Source organism: Bradyrhizobium sp. WYCCWR15520 (genome assembly GCF_056174665.1).
Map to the genome: position 1 here is coordinate 195690 of NZ_JBWBWM010000007.1, position 14084 is coordinate 209773.

Sequence of the window (14084 nt, forward strand, 5' to 3'; positions counted from 1 at the left end):
AGCACACAAGATGGGCACGCACATCCCGTTGATAATGCTGCGGCTGCGTTGACAGGCTTGGCAGGCCTGTGTTTCCCTCTTATCTGTAAGACGTCACGTCGGGAGAGATCGGCTTCAGCGCCGGCGCCGAAGGAGCAACCGCCCCGGAAACTCTCAGGCAAACGGACCGCGTGACGAAATAGCATCTGGAAAGTGACGCCGGGCGGCATGTGCCCAGGGCGTCCGCCGACGGGATAATACTCTCAGGCACAGCGACAGATGGGGCTTTCTTAGGGTTTTCGGAGGCTGGTCTCCGGAACCCATGAGGGCCTAACGGATGCTGGCACGCGACGAATCTCCCCTTAAACGCACCCCATTGCACGCGCTCCATGTGGCGCGCGGCGGCAAGATGGTTCCGTTCGCGGGCTATGAGATGCCAGTGCAATTCCCGGCCGGCGTGCTGAAGGAGCATCTGCACACGCGCAGCGCCGCCGGCCTGTTCGACGTCTCCCATATGGGCCAGCTCGCGCTGCGGGCGAAATCGGGCCGGATCGAGGACGCGGCGCTGGCGCTGGAGCGGCTGGTACCGCAGGACATCGTGGCGGTGCCGCCGGGACGGCAGCGCTACGCCCAGTTCACCAATAATGACGGCGGGATTCTCGACGACCTGATGGTGGCGAATTTCGGCGACCACCTGTTTCTGGTGGTCAACGCCGCCTGCAAGGCCGAGGACGAAGCGCATTTGCGCGCGCATCTCTCCGAGAGCTGCATTATCGATTCTCTGAGCGATCGCGGCCTGATTGCACTGCAGGGACCAAAGGCGGAATCGGCACTGGCGAAACTTGGTGCCGACGTCACCGCCATGCGGTTCATGGATAGCGGCCCGCGCAAGGTCGCCGGCTTCGACTGCTTCGTCTCACGTTCCGGCTACACCGGCGAGGACGGCTTTGAGATTTCTGTGCCGGCCGCACAGGCCGAGGCACTGGTGACGATGCTTCTGCAAAACCCTGACGTGTTGCCGATCGGCCTTGGCGCACGTGACAGCTTGCGGCTCGAGGCCGGCCTGTGCCTCTACGGCCATGACCTTGACACCACGACGACGCCGGTTGAGGGCGCGTTGGAATGGTCGGTGCAGAAGAGCCGCCGCAGCGGCGGCGCCCGCGCCGGAGGATTTCCGGGCGCGGACAAGATTCTCGCCCAGTTCGAAACCGGCGCAGCGCGCCGCCGCGTCGGCTTGCTCGCGCAAGGCCGCGCGCCGGTGCGCGAAGGCGCGCTGTTGTTCGCCGATAGCGCCGCTGCCGAGCCGATCGGCAAGGTTACCTCCGGCGGCTTCGGGCCGAGCCTCAATGCGCCGGTCGCGATGGGCTATCTGCCGACATCGCTCGCCAAGAACGGCACGCAGGTTTTTGCGGAAGTGCGCGGTCAACGCCTGCCGCTGCAGGTCGCTTCCATGCCCTTCGTTCCCAACACCTATAAACGCTGATTCAAACGCCAGAGGAAGTTTCATGACCACGCTGTTCACATCCGACCACGAATGGCTCCGCATCGAGGGCGATGTCGCCACCATCGGGGTCACCGACTATGCGCAGTCGCAGCTCGGCGATGTCGTGTTCGTCGAACTGCCCAAGGTCGGCCGCGCCCTGAAGAAGGCCGAAGCCGCCGCGGTGGTCGAATCCGTGAAAGCCGCCTCCGACGTCTACGCGCCGATCTCTGGCGAGGTGATCGAAGTCAACGAAGCGCTCGCCGCCGAGCCCGCACTGGTGAATTCCGACGCCGGCGGCAAGGCCTGGTTCTTCAAGTTGAAGATCGCGGACAAAAGCGAACTCGGCGGCCTGATGGATGAGGCCGCTTACAAGGCCCATACGGCTTAAGGAAAGCAAGCCATGAACGCGCCGCTCAAGACCACTGCCGCAGCCGCCACCGATTTCGTGCGCCGGCATATCGGCCCCTCGCCCCGCGACATCCAGTCCATGCTGGATAGCGTCGGCGCGAGCAGCCTTGCCGAATTGATGGGCCAGACGCTGCCCGGCTCCATCAGGCAGAAGGCGCCGCTCGATCTGGGCCCGGCGTTGAGCGAAACCGAGGCGCTGTCGCATATGCGCGAGCTGGCCGCGCAGAACGAGGTGTTCACCTCGCTGATCGGCCAGGGCTATTCCGGCACCATCCTGCCCGCGGTGATTCAGCGCAACATTCTGGAGAACCCGGCCTGGTACACCGCCTATACCCCGTATCAGCCCGAGATCAGCCAGGGCCGGCTGGAGGCGCTGTTCAATTTCCAGACCATGATCTGCGATCTCACCGGGCTCGACGTCGCCAACGCCTCGCTGCTCGACGAGGGCACCGCCGCGGCGGAAGCGATGGCGCTCGCCGAGCGCGCCTCGCAGGTCAGGACAAAGTCATTCTTCGTCGATGCCGAAGTGCATCCGCAGACGCTCGCGGTGCTGCGCACCCGCGCCGAGCCGCTAGGCTGGAATCTCGTCGTCGGCGATCCCCTCACTGATCTCGATAAGGCCGAGGTGTTCGGCGGCCTGCTGCAGTATCCGGGCACGTCAGGTACGGTGCGCAACCTGCAGCCGGCGATCGCGGCGCTGCGCGCCAAGGGCGCGCTCGCAGTGGTCGCCGCCGATCTTTTGGCGCTGACGCTGATCGCCTCGCCCGGCGAACTCGGCGCGGATATCGCCATCGGCTCGGCGCAGCGGTTCGGCGTGCCCATGGGCTATGGCGGACCGCATGCGGCCTATATGGCGGTGCGCGACGCGCTGAAGCGCTCGCTGCCCGGCCGCATCGTCGGCTTATCTGTGGATTCGCGGGGCGCGCCGGCCTACCGGCTGGCGCTGCAGACCCGCGAGCAGCACATCCGTCGCGAAAAGGCCACCTCCAACATCTGCACCGCGCAGGTGCTGCTGGCGGTGATCGCCTCGATGTATGCGGTCTATCACGGCCCCGAAGGGCTGACCCATATCGCGCGCAACGTGCACCGGCGCACAGCGGTGCTGGCGGCGGGCTTGCGCAAGCTTGGTTTTGCATTGAAGAGCGAAGCGTTCTTCGACACCGTGACGGTGGATGTCGGGGCCAAACAGGGCGAGATCGTCGTCCGGGCACACGCTGAGAAAATCAATCTGCGCCTGGGTGACGGCACGCTCGGCATCGCGCTGGATGAGGCCACTACGCCGGCGACCGTCGAGGCGGTATGGCGCGCGTTTGGCGGCAAGCTTTCCTATGCCGAATTCGAGATCACCGCGCGCGAGGCGCTGCCCGCCGCCCTGAAACGCGACAGTGCGTTTCTTACCCATCCCGTGTTCCACACGCACCGTTCCGAGACCGAGCTGTTGCGCTACATACGCAAGCTCAGCGATCGCGACCTCGCGCTCGACCGCGCCATGATCCCGCTCGGCTCCTGCACCATGAAGCTGAACGCGACCACGGAAATGATCCCGCTGACCTGGCCCGAGTTCGGCTCGCTTCATCCATTCGCGCCATCCGAGCAGGCCAGCGGCTATCACGTGCTGTTCAGACGGCTCGAGAAAGCGCTGTGCGACATCACCGGCTATGACGCGATCTCGCTGCAGCCGAATTCGGGCGCGCAGGGCGAATATGCCGGGCTGCTGGCGATCCGCGCCTATCACGCGGCGCGCGGCGAGCCGCACCGCGAGGTGTGCCTGATCCCCTCCTCCGCGCACGGCACCAATCCGGCGTCCGCCAGCATGGTCGGCATGGAGGTGGTGGTAACGGCCTGCGATGCGCGCGGCGACGTCGACGTCGACGACCTCCGCGCCAAGGCCGAGAAGCATTCGAAGAATCTCGCCGCGGTGATGATCACCTATCCCTCGACCCACGGCGTGTTCGAGGAGCACATCACGGAGATCTGCGACATCGTCCATAGCCATGGCGGCCAGGTCTATCTCGACGGCGCCAACATGAATGCGCAGGTCGGTCTGTCCCGGCCCGGCGATTACGGCGCGGACGTCAGCCATCTCAATCTGCACAAGACCTTCTGCATCCCGCATGGCGGCGGCGGCCCGGGCATGGGCCCGATCGGCGTCAAAGCGCATCTGGCGCCCTATCTGCCCGGCCATCCCGCCACCGACGGCACGGCGCCGGCTTCCGTCGGTCCGGTGTCGGCGGCGCCGTTCGGCTCGGCGTCCATCCTGACCATCTCCTACATCTACATTTTGATGATGTCGGGCGAAGGCCTGACGCGCGCCACCGAGATCGCGATTCTCAACGCCAACTACATCGCAAGCCGGCTCGATCCGCATTTCCCGGTGCTCTACAAGAATGCGAAGGGCCGCGTCGCGCATGAATGCATCGTCGATCCCCGCGCCCTCAAGACGACGAGCGGCGTCACCGTCGACGATATTGCCAAGCGGCTGATCGACTACGGCTTCCATGCCCCGACCATGAGTTTTCCGGTCGCAGGTACGCTGATGATCGAGCCTACCGAATCGGAATCGAAGGCTGAAATCGATCGCTTCTGCGACGCCATGATCGCAATCCGCAACGAGATATCAGAGGTCGAAAAGGGCCGCTGGAAGATCGAGGCCTCGCCGCTGCGCCATGCCCCGCACACCGTGCACGACATCGCCGACGACGGATGGCAGCGCGCCTATAGCCGCGCCGAGGGCTGCTTCCCGGCCGGCACCTCGCGGACGGACAAATACTGGTGCCCCGTCGGCCGCGTCGACAACGTCTATGGCGACCGCAATTTGGTGTGCTCGTGCCCGCCGGTGGCGGATTACGCACAGGCCGCCGAATAGCTTCGTAGGATGGGTGGAGCGAAGCGATACCCATGATCGTGCCGCACAGGGATTTGATGGGTTTCGCTGCGCTCTACCCATCCTACGGTCGCTACGGGTCATGCCACGCCCCTACGGCACGAGCAGGACGGGGTCCCAGCGCCACAGCCGGTCGTTAGTCAGCTGCGTGCCGCCCCACCAGCGATCGATCGGGTTGTGGCGGCTGAAATCTTCGGTGCCTGCCAAGATTGCCTTGCCGAGCGCGGTGAGCGACAGCCGGCTTGCCTTGTACCGCTCGTATCGTTCAGGCTGATCGTGCATCTCAAGCGTGAACGGCCACTTCGTGAGGCCTGACACGGCCGGCACCGGAGCAAGTGCAAGCTTTTCCAGGATAGCTCCAACTTCCCAATAACCGAACACGCGACGCTGAAAGCACTGCTTGAAATTGGGAAACACGTGGAACGGATGATCGTAGCCTGCTGAGATCAACTCCAGGATTCGCAACTCGGACGCGCCAAGCCCGGTTGCGCGCCCGGGTAACTCTTCGAGCATTTCCAGCACACATCGCCTAAGCTGCGGCAGGATGCTCAAATCCCTCCCCAATAGATTGGACCAGGCGTGTGGCGTCGGCGCCCGGAAGGCCTGCCACGCAAGGCTTGCGATCTCGAGATGATCATCGGTGATGGCGACGTCCATGAACTTCGATTTAGCGAGACGCGCCGGGTCTGCCTCACCGAGAGAGACATCCACGTGTCGCAAAATCATCCTTAAGGTTTTCGCCCGCGGGCCGAGACAATCCAATAGCCAGATCAATACCAGTTGGGCGTTCGGCTCGGTTTCCATCCAGAGTTCGACCGTTTCGCAACGTTCGCAAGCCTCGATCAACCCGAGATCCTTGAAGCCGAGCTGCTGACGGCGCTGCCGGGGCAGAGAATAGAGCCAATTCGAGTCCGGCCCTTGCGTTGTCTTTGCCTCCAAAAATGCTGCAAGCTCCGCATCGGAACGCGGCGCCCCCCAAACCATCCGAAGCTCGATGGCGACAGCCAGATCGGCAAGAGCGGCCGATACAACGCAGGCCGCACTTGAGGAATCTGCCGTCAGGACCAGACGCGTCATGGTGCGACTTGCCTGCGGGAGGGCGCGACCAGCGCCGGATTCCAGCGCCACAGAGTATCGTTGGTCAGTCTCGTGCCGCCCCACCAACGGTCGATCGGGTTGTGCCGGCTGAAGTCTTCCTCGTGCGCGAGGACCGCCTTGCCGAATTCGGTGATCGAGAGCCGGCTACGTAGGTAAGCAGGATGCCGGTCCCGCAAATTCTTGCGGTCGAGCGTGCGCAGTTCCTCGTCGAGGCCTGCCACGGCAGGGCGCGGGCCAAACGCAAGCCCATCCAGCAAATAGCCGTATTCCCACTCGCCGAAGATGCGCGTTTGCCGCAGTTGGTAGAGATGGAAGAGCGCATTTGTGAGCGAGTACCCTCGCGCGATCAACTCGAGCATCCGCATTTCCGAGGCGCCAAGCCCTGTCGAACCTGACGGCAGTTCTTCGAGCAGATCGATCAGGACAGGTTTGAGCAGCGGCAACGCGCTCAAATCCCTTCTGAGCAAATCGAAGCAGGCAACCGGCGTGGGCGATCGCCAAGCCTGCCAGGCCGCGCTCGCCGTCGCCAACTCCCTTTCCGTGACGTCAACAGCCGGCGGGTCCCACCGGCCGAACGTCTCAAGCTCCCTCATATCCAGATCGACGAGACGCAGCTTCAACCTGCCAACGATTTCCGGATAGGAGCGGAAGTAATCAAGCAGCCAGATCAGTTTCAGCTGCGCGCTCGGTCGCACGTCGAACCACAATTCGACGGCTTCGTATTGCTCGCAGAATTCGGCCAGGCTCGCATCAGGGTGCGTCCTGTTTTCGCTCTGTTTCCGGTGGACGCCCCAGTCCGACCAGTGTGTGCCTTCGTCGTGGCTTGCGAGACGCGGACCAAGATGGGCTGCGAGTTCATCCGATGAGGGCTGCGGTCCCCAGACAAAGTCGAAAAAGGCTAGATCCAGCAGGAGGTCCGCGAAGTCATTCTTTATAAAGTCCGGCGTCAACCAGCCGGTCAGGACCAGAGGCTTCATTGCACTCTCCGATGATACCTACCCACCAAACAAAACGGGCGCTGAAGACGTCGGCAACTCAACGTCTACAGCACCCGTCTGTCACGTTTCAGGCCTTAACCCCTGAAGCGTTTCTGAAGCTTATTCGTCGTCCGCCGGCTCCTCGCCATCGGCGTCGCGCTCGGCCGGGCCGGCCAGAATCTGCTCGGCGATCAGGCCGGAGTTCTGGCGGATCGCCAGCTCGATCTTGGCGACCATGTCGGGATTGGCCTTGAGGAAGGCTTTGGCGTTCTCGCGTCCCTGCCCGAGCCTCTGGCTGTCATAGGAGAACCAGGCGCCGGACTTTTCGACGATGCCGGCCTTGACGCCGAGATCGAGGATCTCGCCCATCTTGGAGACGCCCTCGCCATACATGATGTCGAATTCGACCTGCTTGAAGGGCGGCGCCAGCTTGTTCTTCACCACCTTGACGCGGGTGGTGTTACCAACGACTTCGTCGCGCTCCTTGATCGCGCCGATGCGGCGGATGTCGAGGCGGACGGAGGCATAAAATTTCAAGGCGTTGCCGCCGGTGGTGGTTTCCGGCGAGCCATACATCACACCGATCTTCATGCGGATCTGGTTGATGAAGATCACCATGGTGTTGGACTTGTTGATCGAGGCGGTGAGCTTGCGCAGAGCCTGGCTCATCAGCCGCGCCTGCAGGCCGGGCAGCGCATCGCCCATCTCGCCCTCGAGCTCGGCCTTCGGCACCAGCGCCGCCACCGAATCGACCACCAGCACGTCGATCGCGCCCGAGCGCACCAGCGTGTCGCAGATTTCCAGCGCCTGCTCACCAGTGTCGGGCTGCGAGATCAGGAGTTCGTCGATGTTGACGCCGAGCTTGCGGGCATAGACCGGATCGAGCGCGTGTTCGGCGTCGATGAAGGCGCAGATGCCGCCCTTCTTCTGCCCTTCCGCCACGGTGTGCAGCGCCAGCGTGGTCTTGCCTGACGATTCCGGCCCGTAGATTTCGACCACCCGCCCCTTCGGCAGGCCGCCGACGCCGAGCGCGATGTCCAGCCCGAGCGAGCCCGAGGACACCGTCTCGACGTCCATCGAACGGTCGTTCTTGCCCAGCTTCATCACCGAGCCCTTGCCGAACTGGCGCTCGATCTGGGAGAGCGCGGCGGACAGGGCCTTGGTCTTATCCATGGAGGATCCTTCAACGATACGCAGGGCAGTGGCGGACATAATACGTGCTCCTTATGGCGGGGATTCGCGAGCGGGACAAACGGCAGCGAGAGGCTTTTTGGATTCGATTTCGTCTAGGGATTTTTGTACCACGTTTGTTCTATGTTCGCAATATGTTCTTTTTCGTGTTGGGACACTGGCCTGTTTCGACCCTGGCCTAAGTTGAAAATCACAGTGGCCTAATTTGAGCTGTTAATGATTTCGCGATGTGAGCTGTATTGATCAGTATATCGGCTGCCGGACATGCCAGATTGCCCCGATCACCGCGCAGCCCTCGGCTTCTATCGGTGATGAGAATGCCCGATTGCGCTCCCGCCTTCCTCTATGGAACGGAGCAGCCCTATGCAGCAGCGACGCCGCTACACACGACCTGAAACCACCCTAGAGCAACGTCTTGCCGACGAGGCCTGCCGCCTGCGCGAGCAAGCCAGATTGCTCCCGCCCGGCGAGGTTCGGGAGGCCACAATCCGCAAGGCGCGACAAGCCGAAACCGGATCGCACTTGAGCGAGTGGCTGCGATCTCCCGGCCTGAAGGCTCCGAGCTAAATGCACACATTCAGCGATAGCTACACCTTGGGCAAGTTCACCCCTCCCTCATACGCGAGCTGGCTTGCCGAACTTCGCACCCTGTTTCCTGTGCCGGATGAATTCCTTCTAGCGGATACGATCTTCAGTTTCCCGAACGCATTCAAGGACGGAAAGACGCCGCAACAGGCTTACGAGGCGTTCGATATTTTCGTCAGCGCGGAGGCTTGAACTTGAGCGACAACGGGCCGTAGGCCGCCTGACGGGCCAAATTAGGACAGCACCATAAGGCACTGGCCTGTTTCCGACCCCAGTCGCCTAGTTTGAAATTCACCGTGGCCTGATTTGGATTGTTCACTTCGGAACCGACGGCCGGGCATCTGCATGTTAGGATCGGAAGTGCAAACCCTACGGTTAGGACCCGTAAGCACGAGGTTGTGTCATGCAGCGTCGCCGATCTCTTCCCCACACGTTCGAGGAAAATATCGCAGCCGAGAAGGCGAAGCTGGAAGCCCAAATTGCCCAGCTCAAACCTGGTCCTCAGAGGGACGGGCTGCTCCAGAAGATCAGACAGCTAGAAACTGCCTCCCACATCAACGAATGGCTTTCCTCGCCGGGACTTCAACCGCCAGAACCAGCCTAGAAAGAAGTAAGGCCGCCTCAGTTGGCGGCCTCTTTCGTTTAGGGCAGCACGGCAATTGCGGCTGCCGTCCGTATTCCGAGGCCCTGTCCTAGTCTAAAGTTAGCGGTGTCCCAACTCGCGTTGTGCATACAAGTGGACAGAAGGGCCGCCTCAGCACCGGCGTGATGACCTGCTCCGGCCAGCAAAGAAATAGCTGCCTGGGCCGCATTGGCCGGCGACCTCTCTTGAGCAAACCCTGGTCCGCCTGCGCGCAAAAATGAAAGGGCCGCCTCGCAGGCGGCCCCCAGCCGGTACAAATTGGTTCGGGATGAAAAGCAGCCCCGGCGACAGCCACCATAGGGCTTTCGACGCGCCTTGGGGATTCCGTAACACCACGGTGTTTTCGTACCCGAACCCTAGGAGCGCCGTGGTTGCGTTTCGCGGCATACTCACCCAAGCGAACGCTGCATCTTTCCGGCCGCCCGGCCCCCCAACTACGCAAACATACGGAAGTGACCCGGCGCGGGAGGACCGGCATATTTCCCGCCCATGGGCCGACATATCCTGTTCAAATGTCCACGGCTGGGCACGAACGTTCAGCATTGGCTTCCGGCGACCGCCCCGGAGGACGGGCCCAATTCGTATGTTTCCGTCCTCTGTCTGGCCTGCACCCGGCTTCATTTCATCCACAAGGAAACCGGCAAGCTTCTGGGCGAGGACTGATCGGCTGTTGCCGGCCGGACCGGCCCTCGGTTCCATTGGCACCATGGGCTCGGAAAAGGGCCGAGCGCACGATCGTGCCAAGCTTGGCCCGCCTTAAGTTCACTTTTGTACTTTTTCTCCGGAACGGATTCGACCGCAGTGCGTAATCGGATCGGGTGCAGCGCGAAGGGTAGTAACGGGTAGTAAAGGGGAACCAGGATTGTGCCGGGAAAAAAATATCTGACGGAACAAGCGGCAACCTTTCTCAAGTTTGCAATGGCCACCACGGATCCGGATGTCGCCGCGGGCTTTCTCGACAAGGCCGCCGACCTTTCGGCCAGGAGTGAAAAGGCGCCGGACGCCAGCCCCCGGCCGCCTGATGTAGAGCAGCCGAAAGGCTAGCTCTCCGATGAGGCCGCCACCGGGGCGGCCTCATCGTTATCGGCCGGCCTGCATGGGAGACGCCGATGAGATCGCTTACAATTTTAGATGTGCTTGCGGCTTTACCTGCACCGTCCGTCAAGGCGCGTGCGCTATGCATCACCGTATGCAGATACAAATGACCGCCCTCGCCTACGAGCCCATCCTGCCAATGCTTCAACGCCATGGCGCCGATCTCTTCACCCGGCTCCTGAGCCTCAGCCGCTCACCGGAGCCCGCGCGAGTGCCGCCGCCCGTCCGGCCCGGGGACGCGCCGTCGCGAACCCACATTCCGTCGCGGCAACCTTATCCATCGCGTCAGGATTGAGAGCAGCGGCCGTCGGCGGCCTTCTCCCTTCAACGCGTCGCCTGCCCAACTGCATCCTGCCCATGGTTCGGCCGGGTCAGCCAAATCCTCGCACATTGCCGAAATGAATGAACGGCAAGTGCTGCCAGTCGTCCGATGGTGGCCGCTTGGTCGCTTACGTCAGGCAAATGAACCGGCGCGCGATCCCGCACACCTGCAGCGCCTACGCAGCTTCCTGCATTCGCGATTCCGCCGACCAATCCGACAGCGTTCAGATGTGCACGGCCAAGACGGAGTGCATGAAGACCGGCGTTCACGTCGGCCCCTACAGCGGCAGACACTACGCCGGCATGACCAGGATCTAGCGCACGATCCGCGCCGCCCGTTTCAGCGGGCAAATCGCCCGGCAAATTCGCCTGAATGGCGTTGAACCTTTTTCGTTGCGCGCAGACAAAATTCTTGCCTGGGCAATTGCATACTCGGGGAATAGGCCTGCGCCGCCAAGCGACGATATTCCGCTTGCGCGGCGCAGTGCTTTTTTGCGGGCATGAAAGCGGCCCGGGAATTTGGGCGCGTCCGCGGGGTTGAACGCTGGCAGCGGAGGAGGATTTTCCCGGCGCGCGCTCCCGCGCGGCAACCGTTATTTATCGAACGGGCGATCTATGGTACTTTGCATTCCGCTCGCGCTATTGCAGGAGTGCGGGCGATTTCCATGAATCACAAAGCGCAGAATATGCGCTGACGACGATGGGAAGCCTTGGGAGCGGCGGGTCCTGGAAGTGGCGCATTCTGGAAGTGGCAATTTTGGATCGACGACCTGGTGGGGTCGGGAAAGACCGAGGCAACGCTTTCGGTATTTGCCGTGCGTCGCATCCAGTTGAAGATTGTCGCGAGCTGGCGCAACGGCGCGCCAGGCTAACGCCCTGAATTGGGGCCGCGCAGGTAATTCCAAGCCTCTCCCGCTCCATTCGCCGGTGTTCAAACCGGCATGTGACAGACTCTCTCTGTCTAGCTGTACTGAATAACAATTGCAATTTTAAGTATGAGGATTGAATTTTGAAGCGGTGGGGACCCGCAACGGGATTTTTATATGATTCACAAGGGCGTCGAATACAGCGTGACCGCGGTCGCTCCGGGCATCTGGAAATGGCAATTCCGTATCGGCGAGCGGGTGGTCGTGGGAAAGACCGAGGCCAAGCTCAATCTGCTTGCTATCCGGCGGGTCCAGCTTCGGATCGATCGGGAGCTAAAAAAAGCCGAACGGAAATAACTCGCTGGCTGGAGGCTTCCACAGGTCTTCCATAGAAGAGATTTCAGCAATTACATCAGGTTAAGGCTGAGGGATCAACGCTTTATATGCCCGGCAAGGTGCTTGGGCCCGTAAAAACCCGGAGTTGATCTTTCGATACGCCAGGAATCCACTCCCGGCGCTTGGGGATCACGGGGCCGGCGGCGGCCCAATTTGCATTTGGTCAGCTTGCCATGCCGGTCTTTTTCTTCCGCGTTCGACATGGCGAAGATGCATGCGTCAGCAATGACGGCGCGGAATTTGTAGACCATAACGCCGCCTGGAAGGAAATGACCGGGGTATGCGGCGACATGATCGCGGACATTTCCCGAAAGCTCTCCGAAAACGCCGAGTGGCAAATGGAATTGCTGGATGAATCCAGAAAGCCGGTGTTCCGGATTCGGCTGGTTGCGGAGACGCTGCAGGATACCGACGAACGCTAGTTAGCGGGCGCCTTCCGAGAAGCGGGCTCGGGTTCGCCTGGCGGCGCCACCTCACCCCGAAGCTCCTTGGCCGATACAAATCGGACGCCGACCAGTTCGCCCCTGCGCCAGATCAACGTGCAGACTCGCCGCACCTCGCCGCCTGCGGTCAGCGAAAGGCCGAACATCTTCGGCACCGCGAGGTCGCCGACATCAAGACAGGCGCCATTGTCGGAAATATCGAGGATGTAGCACTGGATCCATGGCGCATCCGGCGCCGGGATCAGGAATCCCTGCTTGTGCAGGTCGACCCGAACGAACTTGCGGGCCCCCAGGTCTTTGCGGTCTCTCGCCATGATTTCTCCAGTACGTAGAAATACTAGGCGGAACACCTGAATACCGAGTTATCGGAATTCGGCAAAAATCGGGGAGTCGATATTAATTCCGGCACAACCCAAGCCTAATCGGCGCTGGCAAGCCTGCGCATCGTGAATTCGATCTCGCCGCCGGGCAGCTCGCGCCAGCTTTCGACCGAGCTCATATAGGCCGCCTTGGGATAGCGGGTAAGGAAGTCGCGCGCCCTCGCCCGCGCTTCGTCGCGCGGCAGCGTAAACGTCTCGCGCAGATAGCCGTCGCCCGGCTTGCGCCGGCCGGCCATCCGACTCGCGAGATCACGCGGACGAAAGACCATGTCGGAACTCCAGACACGATGACGACAGGTCAAATATAGGGGGCGCGGCGAGCGAATCCTACTCGCCCTTATCGTAAGGCATTACTGGCTGGTGCTGCCAGTCTTGCTCTTCGACTGCTTGGCGGGCGCGGCGGCCTTGGGCGCGTCCGTGCTCCGCACCGTACCCCAGGGATCGGAAGAGACCTTGGCGTCAGGGATCTTCCTCAAGGAATCCTTATAGGCCCTGTCCTTGATCGCATCCTGCTCCTTTTCCTCCGGCGATTTGGACTGGAATTCTGGCATCAGGTTGATGTTTGGGGTCTGCGCGTAGGCCGGCATCGTCAACAACACCACCACCACCACGGCCGCGCTCAGCATTCTCATGACGCTCTCCTTTGGGACGCTTTCGGCGTTTCGGGGAAGATACCACCGGCCCGACCGCCCCGCCAAGCGCGCGGGCTCCCCGCCTTTGGTCCGATGCCCGGAATCGCACTGTTTGCGGCGATGGCGCGGAATCGCTGCAAAATGGCACCGCATCTGCCGCCTGCGGCCGCTGTTCCCTTCGCCGCAATGACCACTACAATGCGCCGACATCAAGATCGGACGAGGAAGCGCACGTTCATGCAACAACAGCCACAAGCGGCGGAATTCGGCATCGCGGAAGCCAGGCGGGTGCTCGGAGAGGTCTTTGCGCCATGGGTGATGGATCTCAATCTGTCGATCGAGCGCTTCGACGTTGTCCCGCCCGACAATGCCGCCGACTGGCAGCCGGGCGCGGTGCTGCGCCTGCCGTTCTCGGAGCGGCTGTGCCGCAATGGCGGCACCGTGTCGGGCCAGGCGCTGATGGCCTTCGCCGACACTGCGATGGTGATCGCCAACCTCGCCGCCAATCGCGGCTACCGGCCGATGACGACGGTCGACCAGACGACGCATTTCATGCGCGCAGTCTCCACCTCCGACGTGCTGGCGGACGCGCGCGTCGTCCGTCTCGGCCGCACCATGAGTTTTGGCCGCGTCACGCTGCTTTCCGCCGCCGACAACAAGCCGGTGGCTATGGTCTCGAGCGCGTTCGCAATGCTGTAGGGAC

The 14084-nt window shown here is 62.2% G+C and carries 15 protein-coding genes and 2 riboswitches; of the genes, 9 read left to right on the top strand and 6 right to left on the bottom strand.

Translation table 11 applies throughout. The features are described 5' to 3' along the window. Positions 1 to 88: 88 nt before the first annotated feature. Positions 89 to 179, top strand: a riboswitch (glycine riboswitch). Positions 180 to 182: 3 nt separating this feature from the next. After that, positions 183 to 261: riboswitch (glycine riboswitch) on the top strand. Positions 262 to 316: 55 nt separating this feature from the next. The 3 genes from gcvT to gcvP are packed head-to-tail and all read left to right on the top strand — an operon-like array spanning position 317 to position 4736. Beyond that, on the top strand, positions 317 to 1462 hold the full coding sequence (gene gcvT, locus AC0QUY_RS10535) for a glycine cleavage system aminomethyltransferase GcvT (protein WP_475386782.1): 1146 nt from the start codon (positions 317 to 319) through the stop codon (positions 1460 to 1462). A 22-nt stretch (positions 1463 to 1484) separates the two neighbouring features. Further along, on the top strand, positions 1485 to 1850 hold the full coding sequence (gene gcvH / locus AC0QUY_RS10540) for a glycine cleavage system protein GcvH (RefSeq protein ID WP_065728594.1): 366 nt from the start codon (positions 1485 to 1487) through the stop codon (positions 1848 to 1850). Between the two features lie 12 nt (positions 1851 to 1862). After that, the gene (gene gcvP / locus AC0QUY_RS10545; protein WP_475386783.1) at positions 1863 to 4736 is read left to right on the top strand and encodes an aminomethyl-transferring glycine dehydrogenase; all 2874 of its coding nucleotides are present in this window, start codon (positions 1863 to 1865) and stop codon (positions 4734 to 4736) included. A 111-nt stretch (positions 4737 to 4847) separates the two neighbouring features. Here the strand turns inward: gcvP and AC0QUY_RS10550 are convergent, their stop codons facing one another. The 3 genes from AC0QUY_RS10550 to recA all read right to left on the bottom strand — a co-directional run bounded on the left by AC0QUY_RS10550 (position 4848) and on the right by recA (position 8041). Beyond that, positions 4848 to 5882: a hypothetical protein gene (locus AC0QUY_RS10550; RefSeq protein ID WP_475386784.1), complete on the bottom strand. Its 1035-nt coding sequence runs from the start codon at positions 5880 to 5882 to the stop codon at positions 4848 to 4850. Further along, the gene (locus tag AC0QUY_RS10555; protein WP_475386785.1) at positions 5828 to 6829 is read right to left on the bottom strand and encodes a hypothetical protein; all 1002 of its coding nucleotides are present in this window, start codon (positions 6827 to 6829) and stop codon (positions 5828 to 5830) included. Before AC0QUY_RS10555 ends, AC0QUY_RS10550 begins: the two co-directional genes overlap by 55 nt. 120 nt (positions 6830 to 6949) lie before the next feature. Continuing rightward, complete coding sequence (recA, locus tag AC0QUY_RS10560) at positions 6950 to 8041, bottom strand: recombinase RecA (RefSeq protein WP_161853652.1); 1092 nt, start codon at positions 8039 to 8041, stop codon at positions 6950 to 6952. A gap of 573 nt (positions 8042 to 8614) precedes the next feature. Between recA and AC0QUY_RS10565 the strand changes: the two genes are divergently transcribed. The 5 genes from AC0QUY_RS10565 (at position 8615) to AC0QUY_RS10585 (ending at position 12348) form a co-directional block, all read left to right on the top strand. Continuing rightward, positions 8615 to 8797 (top strand): hypothetical protein, encoded by a 183-nt coding sequence (locus tag AC0QUY_RS10565; RefSeq protein ID WP_475386786.1) that lies wholly within the window; start codon positions 8615 to 8617, stop codon positions 8795 to 8797. A gap of 1369 nt (positions 8798 to 10166) precedes the next feature. After that, a complete protein-coding gene (locus AC0QUY_RS10570; protein WP_256380278.1) occupies positions 10167 to 10292 on the top strand; it encodes a hypothetical protein in 126 nt (41 codons plus the stop codon). Positions 10293 to 10745: 453 nt separating this feature from the next. Beyond that, the gene (locus AC0QUY_RS10575; RefSeq protein WP_475386787.1) at positions 10746 to 10982 is read left to right on the top strand and encodes a hypothetical protein; all 237 of its coding nucleotides are present in this window, start codon (positions 10746 to 10748) and stop codon (positions 10980 to 10982) included. A 725-nt stretch (positions 10983 to 11707) separates the two neighbouring features. Continuing rightward, complete coding sequence (locus AC0QUY_RS10580; protein WP_161853648.1) at positions 11708 to 11887, top strand: hypothetical protein; 180 nt, start codon at positions 11708 to 11710, stop codon at positions 11885 to 11887. A 212-nt stretch (positions 11888 to 12099) separates the two neighbouring features. Then, entirely contained in the window at positions 12100 to 12348 is a 249-nt protein-coding gene (locus tag AC0QUY_RS10585; RefSeq protein ID WP_475386811.1) for a DUF6894 family protein, read from the top strand. On the opposite strand, the gene AC0QUY_RS10590 is transcribed toward AC0QUY_RS10585, so the two are convergent. The 3 genes from AC0QUY_RS10590 to AC0QUY_RS10600 form a co-directional block, all read right to left on the bottom strand. Next, the gene (locus AC0QUY_RS10590; RefSeq protein ID WP_475386788.1) at positions 12345 to 12683 is read right to left on the bottom strand and encodes a PilZ domain-containing protein; all 339 of its coding nucleotides are present in this window, start codon (positions 12681 to 12683) and stop codon (positions 12345 to 12347) included. The genes AC0QUY_RS10585 and AC0QUY_RS10590 overlap by 4 nt on opposite strands. 104 nt (positions 12684 to 12787) lie before the next feature. Further along, positions 12788 to 13018: a hypothetical protein gene (locus tag AC0QUY_RS10595; protein WP_057838826.1), complete on the bottom strand. Its 231-nt coding sequence runs from the start codon at positions 13016 to 13018 to the stop codon at positions 12788 to 12790. A gap of 81 nt (positions 13019 to 13099) precedes the next feature. Further along, entirely contained in the window at positions 13100 to 13381 is a 282-nt protein-coding gene (locus AC0QUY_RS10600) for a hypothetical protein (RefSeq protein WP_475386789.1), read from the bottom strand. A gap of 237 nt (positions 13382 to 13618) precedes the next feature. On the opposite strand from AC0QUY_RS10600, the gene AC0QUY_RS10605 reads away from it, so the two are divergent. Further along, on the top strand, positions 13619 to 14080 hold the full coding sequence (locus AC0QUY_RS10605) for a PaaI family thioesterase (protein WP_475386791.1): 462 nt from the start codon (positions 13619 to 13621) through the stop codon (positions 14078 to 14080). Positions 14081 to 14084 lie beyond the last annotated feature (4 nt).

Bases quoted from the DNA above. Each gene is read 5' to 3' on its own strand.
- AC0QUY_RS10555 (WP_475386785.1), bottom strand. From the start codon at position 6,829: ATGAAGCCTCTGGTCCTGACCGGCTGGTTGACGCCGGACTTTATAAAG.
- AC0QUY_RS10590 (WP_475386788.1), bottom strand. From the start codon at position 12,683: ATGGCGAGAGACCGCAAAGACCTGGGGGCCCGCAAGTTCGTTCGGGTC.
- AC0QUY_RS10580 (WP_161853648.1), top strand. From the start codon at position 11,708: ATGATTCACAAGGGCGTCGAATACAGCGTGACCGCGGTCGCTCCGGGC.
- AC0QUY_RS10595 (WP_057838826.1), bottom strand. From the start codon at position 13,018: ATGGTCTTTCGTCCGCGTGATCTCGCGAGTCGGATGGCCGGCCGGCGC.
- AC0QUY_RS10605 (WP_475386791.1), top strand. From the start codon at position 13,619: ATGCAACAACAGCCACAAGCGGCGGAATTCGGCATCGCGGAAGCCAGG.
- AC0QUY_RS10570 (WP_256380278.1), top strand. From the start codon at position 10,167: ATGGCCACCACGGATCCGGATGTCGCCGCGGGCTTTCTCGACAAGGCC.
- gcvH (WP_065728594.1), top strand. From the start codon at position 1,485: ATGACCACGCTGTTCACATCCGACCACGAATGGCTCCGCATCGAGGGC.
- gcvP (WP_475386783.1), top strand. From the start codon at position 1,863: ATGAACGCGCCGCTCAAGACCACTGCCGCAGCCGCCACCGATTTCGTG.
- AC0QUY_RS10585 (WP_475386811.1), top strand. From the start codon at position 12,100: ATGCCGGTCTTTTTCTTCCGCGTTCGACATGGCGAAGATGCATGCGTC.
- AC0QUY_RS10575 (WP_475386787.1), top strand. From the start codon at position 10,746: ATGAACGGCAAGTGCTGCCAGTCGTCCGATGGTGGCCGCTTGGTCGCT.
- gcvT (WP_475386782.1), top strand. From the start codon at position 317: ATGCTGGCACGCGACGAATCTCCCCTTAAACGCACCCCATTGCACGCG.
- AC0QUY_RS10600 (WP_475386789.1), bottom strand. From the start codon at position 13,381: ATGAGAATGCTGAGCGCGGCCGTGGTGGTGGTGGTGTTGTTGACGATG.
- recA (WP_161853652.1), bottom strand. From the start codon at position 8,041: ATGTCCGCCACTGCCCTGCGTATCGTTGAAGGATCCTCCATGGATAAG.